Here is a 14,938-nt window from a genome sequence, read left to right as displayed (position 1 = left end):
CAATTATGGCAATCAGAGAAGTACGTGAAATAGGAGATGAAATATTAACAAAACCATGTAAAGAGGTTGCAAAGATGACATTCCGCACAAAGATACTCATTGAAGACATGCTGGATACCATGTATGAGAAGATGGGGGTAGGCCTTGCAGCACCGCAGGTTGGCGTCCTGAAGAAAATTGTGGTTATCGATGTGGGAGAAGGACCGATTGTGCTTGTAAATCCAGAGATTATAGAAACATCTGGGGAGCAGACGGGAGAAGAGGGATGCTTAAGTGTGCCTGGAAAGTGGGGGATCGTGACACGTCCGGAGCGTGTAAAAGTGCGCGCTCTTGATGAAAATATGGAACCCTTTGAGATGGAAGGGGAAGGCCTGCTTGCAAGGGCATTCTGCCATGAAATCGATCATTTAAAAGGGGAGCTGTATGTAGACAAGACGCAGGACGGGCTGCATGATGTGTCGTACAATGAGGAGGAAACGAAGGAGGAAGAATAGATGCGGATTATTTTTATGGGAACACCGGACTTTTCGGTGGGGACATTTGAAGCGCTCATACAGGCAGGACATGAGATCTGCCTTGCGGTGACACAGCCTGACCGACAAAGAGGACGTGGAAAAGAGGTGCAGTTTTCGCCTGTAAAGGAGGCGGCGCAGAAGTACCAGATTCCTGTCTTTCAGCCGGAAAAAATTCGAAAGAAAGAATGTGTGGAAGAATTAAAGAAATATGCTGCGGATGTGATGGTTGTGATCGCATTTGGGCAGATACTGCCGAAAGAAATTTTGACCCTTACTCCGTACGGATGTATCAATGTTCATGCATCTTTGCTTCCAAAATACAGGGGAGCAGCCCCTATCCAGTGGGCGATCATAAACGGGGAGAGTGTGACGGGTGTTACGACAATGCAGATGGACGAAGGACTGGATACAGGGGACATGATTCTAAAGACAGAGGTGCCAATTGATGAAAATGAGACAGGAGAGAGTCTGCACGATAAACTTGCCGTGGCAGGAGCAAAGCTTTGCGTAGAGACCTTAAAAAGGATAGAGGAAGGAACTGCGGCATTTGAAAAGCAGGGAGAAAGTCCGACTGCCTATGCGAAGATGCTGGATAAGAAGATAGGAAATATCGACTGGAACCAGCCGGCAGTTTTGATAGAACGGCTGGTGAGAGGCTTAAATTCCTGGCCAAGTGCATATACACACTGGCAGGATAAAGTATTGAAAATCTGGAGAGCAAAGGTAGAACCAGAGGAGAAGGATAAAAACGAAAGGGCAGTTCCGGGAACAGTGACGGCGGTAAGAAAGGACTGTGTCTGTGTACAGACTGCCGACGGAATACTCGCTGTCTATGAACTACAGATTCCAGGAAAAAAGAGAATGGAGACGGAGGCTTTTCTGCGGGGGTATACAATCGAAGCAGGAACGGTGTTTCACGAGTAAGCCCGGACTTATGTATGCCGGTATAAATTTCAAGGAGGAGAAACTATGTTTTACGGATATTATCTGGATCCTACGTATATTTTAGTGCTTATCGGAGCAGTGATTTGTATTATCGCTTCCTCCCGGGTAAATCGGGTATATGCGAAATATTCCCGTATGCGAAGTCATACGGGCATGACAGGAAAAGAGGCGGCAGAACGGATTTTGCATATGAATGGAATCTATGATGTGACGGTGCATCATATTCCGGGAAATCTGACAGATCACTATGATCCCAGGAATAAGACGCTGGGACTTTCTGATGCGACATACAATTCTTCTTCTGTGGCGGCGATCGGCGTAGCGGCGCATGAATGTGGACACGCGGTACAGCATGCGACCGGATATGCGCCTTTGAAGATCAGAGGTTCCCTGGTTCCGGTTGCAAATATTGGTTCTATGGCGGCGTGGCCGTTGATTCTGATTGGGCTTTTTATAAATGGGAACATGTCCTCTATTCTGATCAATCTGGGAATTTACTTGTTTTCGGCTGCTGTTTTGTTCCAGCTTATCACGCTTCCGGTAGAGTTCAATGCCTCCAGCCGGGCAGTCAGAGTGTTGGAAACCTCCGGCATGCTGTATCCGGATGAGGTGGATGCGACGAAGAAAGTTTTAAGCGCAGCGGCGCTTACCTATGTGGCGAGTGCTGCTGCAATGATTTTGCAGCTTCTTCGTCTATTGATTTTGACAGGAGGAAGAAGGAACCATGACTAAGCCGGTAAGTGAGAGGGAGCTGGTGCTTGGAATTCTTTTAGAAGTGACAGAAGAAGGAGAATACAGTCACATTGTGCTTCGCAGAACTCTTGAAAAGTACCAGTATATGGAGAAAAAAGAGCGTGCCTTTATTACTCGCGTGACAGAAGGGACGCTGGAACATTTGATAGAGATAGATTATATACTGGATTGCTTTTCAAAAGTAAAAGTAAAGAAAATGAAACCGGTGATCCGCGCGATATTAAGGAGTGCTGTATACCAGCTGAAATATATGGACAGTATTCCGGATGCGGCGGTCTGCAATGAAGCTGTGAAGCTGGCAGTGAAGAAAGGATTTGCAAACCTAAAAGGATTTGTAAACGGAGTGCTTCGGAATGTGGCGAGAAATATAGATAAGGCAGAGTATCCGAAAGAAGGAACTAGAGCATTCTCTGTAAAATACTCTATGCCAGAGTGGATTTTGGATATGTGGAGCAGGGACATAGACACAGCAACAATAGAGAAAATTGCCGCCTCCTTTCAACGGGAAATTCCGGTTACGATCCGCTGTAATCAAGAGAAGATATCCCCGTCAATGCTAAAGGAAGCGCTTATGAAGGAGGGGGTGCATGTAAAGGAACATCCTTATCTACCGTATGCGTTTCGCATATCGGGTTACGATCACCTTAAAAATCTGGACTGCTTTTGTAAAGGATGGTTTCTTGTACAGGATATAAGCTCTATGCTTGCAGTGGAGGCTGCGCGGGTAAAGAGAAATGACAGAATATTGGATGTCTGCGCGGCCCCGGGAGGTAAGGCGCTTCACATGGCGGAAAAGCTTTGTAACACTGGCTTTGTAGAAGCCAGGGATCTGACGGTGTACAAGACAGAATTGATAGAAGAAAATATTGCGCGTACAGGCTTGAAAAATATAAAGGCAGTCTGTAAGGATGCGACAATACTAGATGAAAAGGAGAGAGGAAAGGCGGATATTGTACTCGCCGATCTGCCCTGTTCTGGTTTGGGAGTACTTGGAAAAAAGACAGACTTAAAATATAAAATCACCAGGGAGGGAATGGAAGAGCTGGTTTTTCTGCAGAGAAATATATTAAGTACTGTGCAGAATTATGTGAGACCAGGGGGAACTCTCCTATACAGCACCTGTACCATACACAGAGAGGAAAATGAGGAAAACGTCCGTTGGTTTCTGAAAAACCATCCCGATTTTGTACTGGAGAATATAAAAGAAGACTTGTGTGAAGAATTGAAGGAAAGTGTAAGCGGTGAAGGATGGCTTCAGCTTCTTCCAGGAATCCATGACAGCGATGGTTTTTTTATTGCCAGGCTGGTGCGTAAAAAAGAAAGTGACAGGATATGAAAAAAGAAATTCGTGCATATACATATGAACAACTGCAGACAGAAATAGAGAGACTTGGGGAAAAGAAGTTTCGTGCAAAACAGATCTACGAATGGATGCATGTAAAGCTTGCAGACACATTTGATGAAATGACAAATTTGTCCAAGGGATTAAGAGAAAAGCTGAATGCAGAATATGTCATCCTTCCTGTCCGGATGTTCAAGAGACAGGAATCAAAATTAGACGGAACGAATAAATTCCTTTTCGAACTGTATGACGGCAATATGGTGGAAAGTGTTCTTATGCGTTATAAGCATGGGAACTCCGTTTGTATTTCTTCACAGGTAGGATGCCGGATGGGGTGTCGTTTTTGTGCTTCCACAATCGGAGGACTCGTCAGGAACCTGTATCCGTCAGAAATGCTGGGGCAAGTTTACCAGATTCAGAAAATGACCGGTGAGAGGGTGTCCAATGTAGTAGTGATGGGTACTGGAGAACCACTCGATAATTATGAGAATTTTTTGCGCTTCCTCCAAATTCTCACCGATACACATGGGCTGCATATCAGTCAGCGGAATGTTACCGTATCTACCTGTGGTCTGGTACCGCAGATTCTTAAGCTGGCAGAGGAGTCCTTACAGATTACGCTTGCACTGTCCCTGCATGGTTCTACACAGGAAAAAAGGAAGATACTTATGCCTGTGGCAAATAAGTATGATCTAAAAGAGGTATTACATGCATGTGATATATACTTTGAAAAAACGGGCAGAAGAATCACTTTTGAATACAGCCTTGTCCATGATGTCAATGACACAGACCAGGATGCAAAAGAGCTGATTCAGATTTTGAAGCCCAGGAACTGCCATCTGAACTTAATTCCGGTAAATCCGATTCAGGAGCATAAGTTTCAGCGTCCGGACAGTAAAAATACCTTGAATTTCAAAAATAAACTTGAAAAAAATGGGATAAATGTTACTATAAGAAGGGAAATGGGCGCAGATATTGACGGGGCCTGCGGACAGCTTCGCAGGCGGTATACCCCTTCCTCCAGACAGCAGCCGCAGACATGTATCTGCAAAAAAGAGGAGAAATTGGCAGAATAATTAAAGGAGAAGATTTATGAAGACATTTTCCATTACTGACGTAGGAATGGTAAGACAGGTAAATCAAGATTATGTCTATACGACGGACAAACCGCTTGGTACCCTGCACAATTTATTTGTGGTGGCAGACGGAATGGGAGGACATCAGGCGGGAGATTATGCATCCAAATACACAGTAGAGGTTTTGCAGCGGGAGTTAAAGCAAAGCGATGAGGAAGATGTAGAAAAGGCGCTTGTACAGGCGATTAAAAAAGCAAATAAAGAAATTATCAAGAAAGCTTCTTCGGATACACACCTCAAAGGAATGGGGACAACAATCGTTGCGGCAACAATCGAGGGACAGATGATGTATTTTGCCAATGTCGGGGACAGTCGTTTATATCTGATTAACCAGGGAATCCAGCAGCTGACAAAGGACCATTCTCTTGTGGAAGAGATGGTGCGTCTGGGGGGAATTAAGCCGGAAGAGGCAAAGCATCACCCAGACAAAAATATTATCACAAGGGCAATCGGGGCGAAGGCAGATGTGGAGGTAGACTTTTACGAGCACCGTCTGAAAAAGGGGGACATCATCTTGATGTGTACAGACGGATTGAGCAATATGGTGGAGGATGAGGAGCTCTTCCATATTGTACAGGGTGGAAGAGACATCGTAGAAGCGGCGCAGTCTCTGGTAGAAGCTGCAAAAGAAAACGGCGGTACAGACAATATTGGAATTGTATTGGTGGAACCGTTCGCAGATGAGGTGAGTATATGATTAAAGAAGGAGTATTTTTAGGAAAACGGTATGAAATACTGGGCCGTATTGGTTCCGGCGGAATGGCGGATGTGTATAAAGGAAAAGACCACAAGCTGAACCGATATGTAGCGATTAAAGTGCTGAAAAGTGATTTCCGTACGGATGAAGTGTTTATCCAGAAATTTTTAAGCGAAGCACAGGCTGCGGCGGGGCTGATGCATCCGAACGTAGTCAATGTGTATGACGTAGGACAGGATCGGGGCCTTTATTATATGGTCATGGAACTGGTAGAAGGAATCACGCTGAAAGATTATATTGAGAAGAAGGGACAGCTTTCAGCGAAGGAAACCATCAGCATCTCGATTCAGATGGTGACAGGTATTCAGGCAGCTCACAACCAGCATATCGTTCACAGGGACATCAAACCCCAGAATATTATTATTTCCAAAGACGGGAAGGTAAAAGTAACAGATTTCGGAATCGCGAGAGCGACGACTTCTACAAATACGATCAGCGCCAGTGTGATGGGATCGGTACATTATACTTCGCCGGAACAGGCGCGGGGCGGTATTGTAGATGAAAAGAGCGACATTTATTCTGCCGGTATTACCATGTACGAAATGGTTACAGGACATGTGCCGTTTGACGGGGATTCTACGGTCTCTGTCGCGATTAAGCATTTGCAGGAGGAGGTACCGTCCCCGGCAGAGGAAGTGCCGGATATTCCCTACAGCCTGGAATGTATCATTTTAAAATGTACGCAGAAAAATCCAGAAAACAGATACTTAAACTGTGAAGATTTGATTCTGGATCTGAAGCGTTCTCTAGTTGATCCGGAAGGGGATTTTGTCTATTCCGGCATTTACGGCAATACAGGTGACAGAACGGTTGTGATGTCTACAGAAGAGATGGAGCGTGTGCAGAACCGTCCTTATGATGACGAGGAGTATGACGATGAAGACTATGATGATGAGGAAGATGACGACGAGGACAGCAGGTACGAAAAGAATCGTAAGAAAAATAATGTAGATCCGAATACGAAGAAGATCATGAAAATTTTGATGATAGTGGCGGCTGCGGTGATCGCTCTCGCTGTAATTTTTATGATCGCGAACGCGGCAGGGCTTTTTAAAGGAGGCGCAGGCACGACACAGACAACTTCCTCAAAAGTAACAGTGCCGGATGTCACAGGAATGACAGAAGAGGAAGCAAAAGAAGCGCTGAATAAAAAGAAGCTGGGGATGGTTGTCTCCGAACGGAAAGAGTCAGAGAAATATGAGAAAGGCGAGATTATCAGTCAGGATCCAGGAAAAGGGAAAAAGGTAGCGAAAAATACAGAAGTAAAAGTAGTGGTAAGCACAGGCAAGAAAGCAGAGACAATTTCTGTACCAGATGTGACGGGAAAAGATGAGGACAGTGCGCAGAAGGCATTAGAGAAGGCAAATCTTGTAGTAACCTCCGAAGGACAGTATGATGATACTGTGGAGGAAGGAAAAGTGATTTCTACGGATCCTGCCGCAGGAACAGAAGTAAAAGAGGGCTCTACAGTAAAGATGTATGTAAGCCTTGGGGCAGAGCCTGCCACTGTGCCTGACATAGTGGGGATGTGGTCAGAGGACGCGGTGAACGCGCTGTACAACGCAGGATTAAATCCCGGAAATGTGACCGAAGAATACAGCGATAAGTATGAGGCAGGACAGGTTATTTCACAGGGAACAAAGGCGGACAAAAAGGTGGATAAAGGCTCCAATGTAGATTATGTTATCAGTAAAGGGCCGCAGACAAAGAAAGTGCCGGTTCCGCCGATTGCCGGATATGCAGAGGCAGATGCGCGGCAGATGCTTGAGAGTGCAGGTCTGAAAGTGGGACAGATTACGTATGAGTACAGTAACGATTTCGGACAGGGGATTGTCATCCGGCAGGCTGTCAGTGGAAGTGTGGACGAGGGGACATATATAGACTTCGTAGTGAGCAAGGGGCCGGAGCAGACAGATCCGGGGACAGACGGGGACGGATCGGATGAAGCTGAGTAGTGACAGCAAGGTAAGATAAGATGCAGGGAAAAATAATAAAAGGAATTGCCGGATTCTACTACGTTGACGTAGTAGAATCCGGTGTTTATGAGTGTAAAGCAAAGGGGATTTTCAGAAAAGATAAAAAAAAGCCGCTGGTAGGAGACGAAGTTGAAATTGAAGTGTTCAGCGATACAGAAAAAGAAGGCAGCATTATAGAAATCCTGCCGCGCAAAAATGAGCTGGTGCGTCCGGCAGTCGCCAATATTGACCAGGCTTTGGTTGTATTTGCTGTGACAGAGCCCAGCCCACATTTTCAGCTTCTGGATCGCTTCCTGGTTATGATGGACTGTAAAGGCATACCGGCAGTGCTGTGCTTTAACAAAAAGGACATTGCACAGGATACGCAAGTTGCAGAACTAAAGGAAGTATATGAGGCATGCGGATATCCGGTATTGTTTACAAGTGCAAAGAAAGAAGAAAATATGGATCGGCTGAAAGCGTTCTTAAAGGGGAAGACAACAGCAGTGGCAGGGCCTTCCGGCGTGGGAAAGTCTTCTCTGATTAACCTGATGCAATCAGAGGTGAAGATGGAGACAGGGAGAATCAGCCAAAAGATTGCACGTGGAAAGCATACAACCAGACATTCGGAGCTGATCGTGATAGAAGAAGGTTCTTATATTATGGATACACCGGGCTTTAGCTCTTTGTATGTCAATGAATTGGAAAAAGAAGAGCTGAAATATTATTTCAAGGAATTTGCGCAGTATGAGGGAACATGTAAGTTTCATGGCTGCGATCATATCCATGAGCCGGACTGTGCGGTAAAGGCGGCGGTGGAAGAAGGAAAAATTCACAAAATACGGTATAAAGATTACACAGATATATATCAGGAATTGAAAGAGAAAAGGAGGTATTAGATAAATGCAAAAAATTTTAGCGCCGTCTATTTTGTCAGCAGATTTTAAAATACTGGGAGAACAGTTAAGACAGACGGCAGAGGCAGGGGCACAGTATATTCATTTTGACGTGATGGACGGAGATTTTGTGCCGAGTATTTCTTTTGGCATGCCAGTGCTTTCTTCTATTCGCGGAGTTACAGAGCAGGTGATGGACGTGCATCTGATGGTGACAGAGCCAATCCGGTATGTCAAAGCATTCAAGGAGGCGGGAGCAGATTTTCTTACGGTTCACTATGAGGCATGTGAAGATCTGCACAGGACATTAGAGGAGATCCATAAGTACGGAATGAAGGCCGGCATATCTATCAAACCAAATACACCGGTATACATGCTGCATCCATTTTTAAAGGAAGCAGAAATGTTTTTGATTATGTCTGTAGAGCCGGGATTTGGCGGACAGTCTTTTATTCCCTATTCTCTAAACAAGATACAGGAATTGAGAGGGCTTCTGGAAGAAAAGAATCCAGAAGCGGCGATTGAAGTGGACGGTGGGATTTACCATCGGAATGTGGGAGAAGTTTTGCAGGCGGGAGCCGATGTCATTGTATCGGGTTCCGGTGTGTTTAAAGGGGACATCAGAGAAAATACAGCAAAATTTATGGAGATATTAAAGCAATATGAGTAGACGGACAGTCATTGTAAGCGGCGGGATGATAGAGGAAGAATTTGCGCTTTCTGTTTTAAACAGTGAAGAGACAGAATTTATTATCGGGGTGGACAAGGGGCTTGACTTTTTATATGAACACGATATTTGCCCGAACTATATTGTAGGAGATTTTGACAGCGCTCCTTCAGACGTTGTAAATTACTATAAAGAAGAGACAAATGTTCCTATCAGAGAATTCAATCCGGTAAAGGATGCGTCTGACACAGAGATCGCACTTAGGCTCTGCATGGATCTGCGGAGAAAAGAGATTGTGATACTAGGAGGAACGGGAACAAGAATCGATCATATATGGGCGAATGTCCAGAGTCTGAAAATTGCCCTGGATGCGGGGGCAGATGCGAGACTTCTCGACAGTCATAATCAGATACGGCTTTTGAAGGATGAAATCTGCCTGAAAAAAGAAGAGGCGTTTGGCCCTTATTTTTCTGTGTTCTCTCTGGGAGGAACTGTGGAAGGAGTCAATATTTCCGGAGCGAAATATCCTCTTAGAGGACATACGCTGATGCCCTATGACAGTCTGTGTGTAAGCAATGAATTTGACGCGGACGAGGTAGAGATTTCCTTTGCTTATGGAACACTTATCCTGATGGAGACGCGGGATTAAAAGAAAGTAGCATAATTATGGCAGGAAAATATGAAGGAAACAAGACGAAAGTTTACCATATTTTCCTGCCAAATTTTATGAGGAAGGAATCTGTCTGATGGCGCTTTGTTCTACGGGAAGTCCTTGTTTAAACCTGTGTATAAATTGAGCAAACCCATCGATCTCATTTTGGTATGGTTTTAGACAAATGCTGTCATCATTAGAAAACACAACACTTTTCAAAAAATTTTCCAGGCTTTTATCTGACGGATTGTTGACGAGATAGGAGGCCAGAACAGCGATTCCCCAGGCTCCTCCTTCTCCAGCAGTTTTCCGTACAGTTACAGAAGTTCCCAGTGCGGCCGCCATAATGCGCTGCCCGACAATAGGAGTTTTGAAAAATCCACCATGTCCATAAATGGTATCAATTTTTACATGTTCTTCATTGGTAAGAATATCCATTCCTATTTTAAGAGCCGCCAGAGCAGCATATAAATGTGTCTTCATAAAATTAGCTAAGTTAAAATGGCTGTCCGGAGTTCTGATAAACAGAGGGCGTCCTTCGTCAAGAGGAAGAACATTTTCACCTGAATAATAGCCGTATGACAAAAGACCGCCGCAGTCCGCATCTCCCTCCAAGGCAAGGTTATAAAGCAGTGGATATAACGTGTCTTTATCTACAGCATGACCGGTGAGAACAGAGAATTCTCTGAAGAGTTCTACCCATGCGTTTATATCAGAAGTGCAGTTGTTTGCATGTGCCATAGCAACAAGATGGCCGGAGGGGGTTGTCACCATATCTATTTCTGGATGCACAGATTTTAATTCTTGTTCAAGTACAATCATGGCAAAGACAGAAGTTCCGGCTGAAACGTTTCCTGTTCTGGGAGCCACACTGTTTGTAGCAACCATTCCTGTTCCGGCATCGCCTTCAGGAGGGCAGAGAGGAATTCCTGGTTTCAGGCAGCCGGAGGGGTCTAATAACCAAGCGCCTTCCTTTGTGAGCCTGCCTGCATATGTTCCCGCCTGGAGGACTGAGGGAAGAATTTCTTCTAGTTTCCAAGAATAATTTCTATCCCTAATAAGAGCATTAAACTGGGAGATCATAGTCTGATTAAACGTTCCGGTGGCAATATCTACAGGGAACATTCCAGAAGCATCTCCAATTCCAAGAACACGCTGTCCGGTCAGCATTTTATGGATATAGCCGGAAAGTGTGGTAATGTAAGCCAGATCCTGGACGTGCGGTTCGGCGTTGAGAATAGCCTGATAAAGGTGTGCAATACTCCACCGCTGCGGGATGTTGTAATGAAATAATTTTGTAAGGGCATCAGCGGCGGCTCCTGTATTTGTATTTCTCCATGTGCGGAATGGTACGAGTAACTGTCCCTTTTTGTTAAAAGCCATATATCCATGCATCATAGCGCTTATTCCAATTGCTTTTACAGATGTAAGCGAGACTTCGTATTTGCTGCGAAGGCGGGTGGACATATCAAGATAACTGGCGGAGATCCCTTTCCATATATCTTTTATATCGTAGGTCCACATATGATTTTCAAATCTATTTTCCCAGTCATAATTGCCGGTTATTATGGGGGTATGATCTTGATCAATTAAGATGGTTTTGATTCTAGTGGAACCCAATTCGATTCCCAGGATGGCATTGCCCGATAGTATACAGCTTTTTACAGATTTAGGGTCAACATTGTTCATAACAAGGCTCCTCTCATTAAATGAAAATATTTAAGCGTTTAACGAGCTTAGACAGGACTCATAAAAATATTATCACATATAAGGCTCTTTTGCATTAGATTGAGTCTGTTTTATCCATAAAAATAACGGATTCACATTGAATTTGAAGCTTTATTATGGTAATCTATAACTTGCTATATGAGAGCTTCCTTTACTTGGAAAGAACTAGAATAATGGAGAAAAAACTTAAGAAAAAAAAGGAAATTGGTATGACTGAAAGAAGATACAAGCCAATAAAATAGAGGAATTTTAAATAGGAGGAAACAAATAAGATGAAATTAGGTATCGTAGGACTGCCAAATGTAGGAAAGAGCACACTGTTTAATTCTCTGACAAAGGCAGGGGCAGAATCAGCAAATTATCCATTCTGTACGATTGATCCCAATGTAGGGGTCGTGACAGTGCCGGATAAACGTTTAGATGTATTGGGGGAGATGTACCATACGAAGAAGATTATTCCCGCTGCGATAGAATTTGTAGATATTGCAGGTTTGGTGAAGGGAGCCTCCAAGGGTGAAGGGCTGGGCAATCAGTTTTTGGCGAATATCAGAGAGGTGGATGCCATCGTCCATGTTGTGAGATGTTTTGAGGACAGCAATATTGTCCATGTAGACGGGAGTATCGATCCTCTGCGTGACATAGAGACGATTAATCTGGAATTGATTTTTTCAGATTTGGAAATATTAGAAAGAAGGATTGCAAAAACAGTAAAACTCTCCCGAAATGATAAGGCGGCAGCAAAAGAGCTGGAGCTTTTGAATCGGATTAAGGCACATCTGGAAGAAAATAAGATGGCGAAAACCTTTGAGACAGATGACGAGGAAGAAAGGGAGTGGATGGCAGGATATAATCTGCTGACTGCTAAACCTGTCATCTTTGCGGCAAATGTGGCGGAGGATGACCTGGCAGATGATGGAGCGAATAATACCAAGGTTGCGGCAGTGCGCGAGTACGCCAAGCGAGAACAGTGCGAAGTGTTTGTGATATGTGCGCAGATTGAACAGGAAATTGCAGAATTAGAGGATGAGGAAAAGAAGATGTTTTTGGAGGACTTGGGCTTAGAGGAGTCAGGTCTGGAAAAACTGATTAAAGCGAGCTATCATCTTTTGGGACTTATCAGCTATCTGACGGCGGGAGAGCCGGAAGTACGCGCATGGACAATCACGAAGGGAACGAAGGCGCCGCAGGCAGCGGGAAAAATTCATTCGGACTTCGAAAGAGGATTTATCCGTGCGGAGGTAGTAAGCTATGCGGATCTGATGGCATGTAAAACTTACGCGGCAGCGCGGGAGAAAGGGCTGGTAAGACTAGAAGGGAAAGATTATGTAGTGCAGGACGGGGATATTATGCTGTTCAGATTTAATGTATAGCACCATATTTCCATGTCTTGGGCAGGCGTAAAGACCCAGTAAACATGGACTGCTGCTTTATGGACAGCGCGGGCAAAGCAGGACAGGGCAATATAGAAAGGAGCATAATTATGCACTATGACATCAGTTTTCCACATCTTGGTATCTACCTGGAGCATGTGGGGAAAAGTGTCCGTGTCTTTGGATTTGAGATTGCATATTATGGAATCATAATTGGGCTGGCAATTCTGTTGGGATTTTTGATTGCCGCTTCCGAGGCCAAAAGGACGAGACAGAACCCAGAAGACTACCTGGATATGGGGATTATTGGAGTGATAGCCGGAATTGCCGGAGCCAGAATTTACTATGTGATATTCTCCTGGGATATGTACAAAGACAATCTGCTGGATATATTTAATCTGCGGGAAGGCGGGCTCGCTATTTATGGCGGCGTGATCGCGGCAGTGATTAGTGTTCTTGTGCTGGCTAAGGTAAAGCATCTGTCGGCGCCACAGATATTTGACACAATTGCGATGGCACTGCTAAACGGGCAAATGCTTGGAAGATGGGGAAATTTTTTCAACAGGGAGGCGTTCGGAGAATATACGGACAGTCTGTTTGCGATGAGACTGCCGTTAGATGCGGTGCGTTCTTCGGATGTAACAGAGCAGATGCGAAGGGCTGTGCAGCGGATAGACGGCGTAAGCTATATTCAGGTACATCCTACGTTTCTTTATGAGTCTTTCTGGTGCATGGTGCTGCTGATTTTTTTGTTTGCATACCGGAAACACAAAAAGTATGAAGGAGAACTCTTTCTGCTGTATTTGTTTGGATATGGATTGGGAAGGGTATGGATAGAAGGGCTCAGGACGGATCAACTGCTCCTTCCAGGACTTGGTATCGCGGTATCCCAGCTTCTGGCAGGGCTGATTGTAATCGGCACCGGCGCAGCGCTTTTGTATCTTAGGAAAAACCATAAGAGGATGCCGTTTCTGAAAACGGAGAAAAGATATGAACCCATGCCGGAGAAAATAGAGGGAAAGAAACCTCCTAAAACAAAAGAACGGATATTCAAATTTAAGAAGTAGGTAAGAAACCAGAGCAGTCCCTGTATATTACATCCAAGGCAAGTCATGCATAAAGAGGTGGTATACAGGGATTTAAAAAATAGGAATAGGGGAGAGGTGGAAGATGTTTTGTGAAAATTGTGGGAAAAAGATAGAAGAAGGAGAGCAGTTCTGCCCAAACTGTGGACAGAAAGTATCGGCGGAGGAAACAGAAATCCAAGGCCATTCTGATATTAAGGAATACAAAGGGGAGCAACAGGGTGGAAAGAAGCCAGGGAAAAGGAAAAAAGGGAAGGCAGGGCTAATAGCCGCGCTGACGGTTCTTCTGATCGCCATTCTTATACTGGCGGCAACGTTCGCTATATTTTTCCTGAAAAAGAGGGAAGAAGAAGCGCAGCAGGAAGCAAAAAAACAAGAAGAGATAGAGGCGGAGAAGGAAGAAAAGGAAGAAAAACAGGAAGAGGCAAAAAGAGAAGAACGTGAAGAGACAGAAAAAGCAGAAGAAAAAGAACTGCCAGAACCAACAGGTATAGCAACAGGGCTGACGTACGCGGGAGAAGAAATTTATATGGCGGATTTTACAGTTTCTGCGTCCTCTGTCCTAAAAGAAAGTGGATATAATTATGAGGCAGAAAATTTGAAGGATCTGGATGCTTCTACATGTTGGGCGGACGGTGTGGCAGGAAACGGAACAAATGAAAGTATCCTCTTTACAAGCAGTCAGAAACAAACGGTAAGGGGGCTTGCAATTTTGCCGGGATTTTGCGCCAGTGCAGATTTGTATGCAAAAAATGGAGCGCCGATAGCGTTTCATATAGAATATGGAGAAGAATCTATGGATTTTTCTTATGTAGACAGGGAACTTCCCTTCCACAGCGAAAATCCTTTCGACGGGATGATATATATTGATTTTGGAGAAACAGTAGAAATCAGTGAGTGTAAAGTGACGATTACTGACGTCAGAGATGGAAATAAATATGATGATTGCTGTATTACAGAAATGTTTTTGTATCAGTAAATATCTGCCATTGAAAAGAGACTAAACAGAATGGGAAATGTACCTGAAAATAAACAAAAAATAGAGTGTGTTCTATAGACTTTTGTTATTTTTCGGGATATAATTACAGTACATGTGAAAATATTAACTTTACAATGTAAATTATAAGGAGGAACAAC

14 protein-coding genes are annotated in these 14,938 nt (G+C 44.2%); 13 read left to right on the top strand and 1 reads right to left on the bottom strand.

Annotation, left to right across the window (positions count from 1 at the left end):
- Nucleotides 1-5 precede the first annotated feature (5 nt).
- Genes def through H8S37_RS14740 form a run of 10 tightly spaced genes read left to right on the top strand, consistent with a single transcriptional unit; the run spans nt 6 to nt 9,615 of the window.
- Nucleotides 6-494: a peptide deformylase gene (def, locus tag H8S37_RS14785; RefSeq protein WP_186876842.1), complete on the top strand. Its 489-nt coding sequence runs from the start codon at nt 6-8 to the stop codon at nt 492-494.
- Nucleotides 495-1,439, top strand: a complete 945-nt coding sequence (gene fmt / locus H8S37_RS14780) for a methionyl-tRNA formyltransferase (protein WP_186876841.1) — start codon at nt 495-497, stop codon at nt 1,437-1,439.
- A gap of 45 nt (nt 1,440-1,484) precedes the next feature.
- Entirely contained in the window at nt 1,485-2,192 is a 708-nt protein-coding gene (locus tag H8S37_RS14775; RefSeq protein ID WP_186876840.1) for a zinc metallopeptidase, read from the top strand.
- A complete protein-coding gene (rsmB, locus tag H8S37_RS14770) occupies nt 2,185-3,549 on the top strand; it encodes a 16S rRNA (cytosine(967)-C(5))-methyltransferase RsmB (protein ID WP_186876839.1) in 1,365 nt (454 codons plus the stop codon). The genes H8S37_RS14775 and rsmB overlap by 8 nt, the downstream gene beginning before the upstream one ends.
- Nucleotides 3,546-4,631, top strand: a complete 1,086-nt coding sequence (rlmN, locus tag H8S37_RS14765; protein ID WP_186876838.1) for a 23S rRNA (adenine(2503)-C(2))-methyltransferase RlmN — start codon at nt 3,546-3,548, stop codon at nt 4,629-4,631. Before rsmB ends, rlmN begins: the two co-directional genes overlap by 4 nt.
- A gap of 16 nt (nt 4,632-4,647) precedes the next feature.
- Nucleotides 4,648-5,388 carry a Stp1/IreP family PP2C-type Ser/Thr phosphatase gene (locus tag H8S37_RS14760; RefSeq protein WP_186876837.1) on the top strand — a complete coding sequence of 247 codons (741 nt, stop codon included), beginning with the start codon at nt 4,648-4,650 and terminating at the stop codon, nt 5,386-5,388.
- A complete protein-coding gene (gene pknB / locus H8S37_RS14755; RefSeq protein ID WP_186876836.1) occupies nt 5,385-7,403 on the top strand; it encodes a Stk1 family PASTA domain-containing Ser/Thr kinase in 2,019 nt (672 codons plus the stop codon). The genes H8S37_RS14760 and pknB overlap by 4 nt, the downstream gene beginning before the upstream one ends.
- A gap of 20 nt (nt 7,404-7,423) precedes the next feature.
- Nucleotides 7,424-8,302: a ribosome small subunit-dependent GTPase A gene (rsgA, locus tag H8S37_RS14750; protein WP_186876835.1), complete on the top strand. Its 879-nt coding sequence runs from the start codon at nt 7,424-7,426 to the stop codon at nt 8,300-8,302.
- A gap of 4 nt (nt 8,303-8,306) precedes the next feature.
- The gene (gene rpe / locus H8S37_RS14745) at nt 8,307-8,969 is read left to right on the top strand and encodes a ribulose-phosphate 3-epimerase (protein ID WP_186876834.1); all 663 of its coding nucleotides are present in this window, start codon (nt 8,307-8,309) and stop codon (nt 8,967-8,969) included.
- Complete coding sequence (locus tag H8S37_RS14740; RefSeq protein WP_186876833.1) at nt 8,962-9,615, top strand: thiamine diphosphokinase; 654 nt, start codon at nt 8,962-8,964, stop codon at nt 9,613-9,615. The genes rpe and H8S37_RS14740 overlap by 8 nt, the downstream gene beginning before the upstream one ends.
- Nucleotides 9,616-9,690: 75 nt before the next feature.
- Here the strand turns inward: H8S37_RS14740 and H8S37_RS14735 are convergent, their stop codons facing one another.
- Nucleotides 9,691-11,307, bottom strand: a complete 1,617-nt coding sequence (locus tag H8S37_RS14735; protein ID WP_186876832.1) for a xylulokinase — start codon at nt 11,305-11,307, stop codon at nt 9,691-9,693.
- A gap of 311 nt (nt 11,308-11,618) precedes the next feature.
- On the opposite strand from H8S37_RS14735, the gene ychF reads away from it, so the two are divergent.
- From ychF to H8S37_RS14720, 3 genes are all read left to right on the top strand, one after another.
- Nucleotides 11,619-12,716 (top strand): redox-regulated ATPase YchF, encoded by a 1,098-nt coding sequence (gene ychF / locus H8S37_RS14730; protein ID WP_186876831.1) that lies wholly within the window; start codon nt 11,619-11,621, stop codon nt 12,714-12,716.
- Between the two features lie 110 nt (nt 12,717-12,826).
- Nucleotides 12,827-13,783 (top strand): prolipoprotein diacylglyceryl transferase, encoded by a 957-nt coding sequence (gene lgt, locus H8S37_RS14725; RefSeq protein WP_186876830.1) that lies wholly within the window; start codon nt 12,827-12,829, stop codon nt 13,781-13,783.
- Nucleotides 13,784-13,886: 103 nt separating this feature from the next.
- The gene (locus H8S37_RS14720; protein WP_186876829.1) at nt 13,887-14,780 is read left to right on the top strand and encodes a zinc ribbon domain-containing protein; all 894 of its coding nucleotides are present in this window, start codon (nt 13,887-13,889) and stop codon (nt 14,778-14,780) included.
- Nucleotides 14,781-14,938: the final 158 nt, after the last annotated feature.

The sequence above is a fragment of the Mediterraneibacter hominis genome (assembly GCF_014287475.1).
GTDB lineage: Bacteria > Bacillota > Clostridia > Lachnospirales > Lachnospiraceae > Mediterraneibacter > Mediterraneibacter hominis.
Note: the sequence above shows the minus strand (reverse complement) of the source record. Positions and strands in the feature narration are given on the sequence as shown.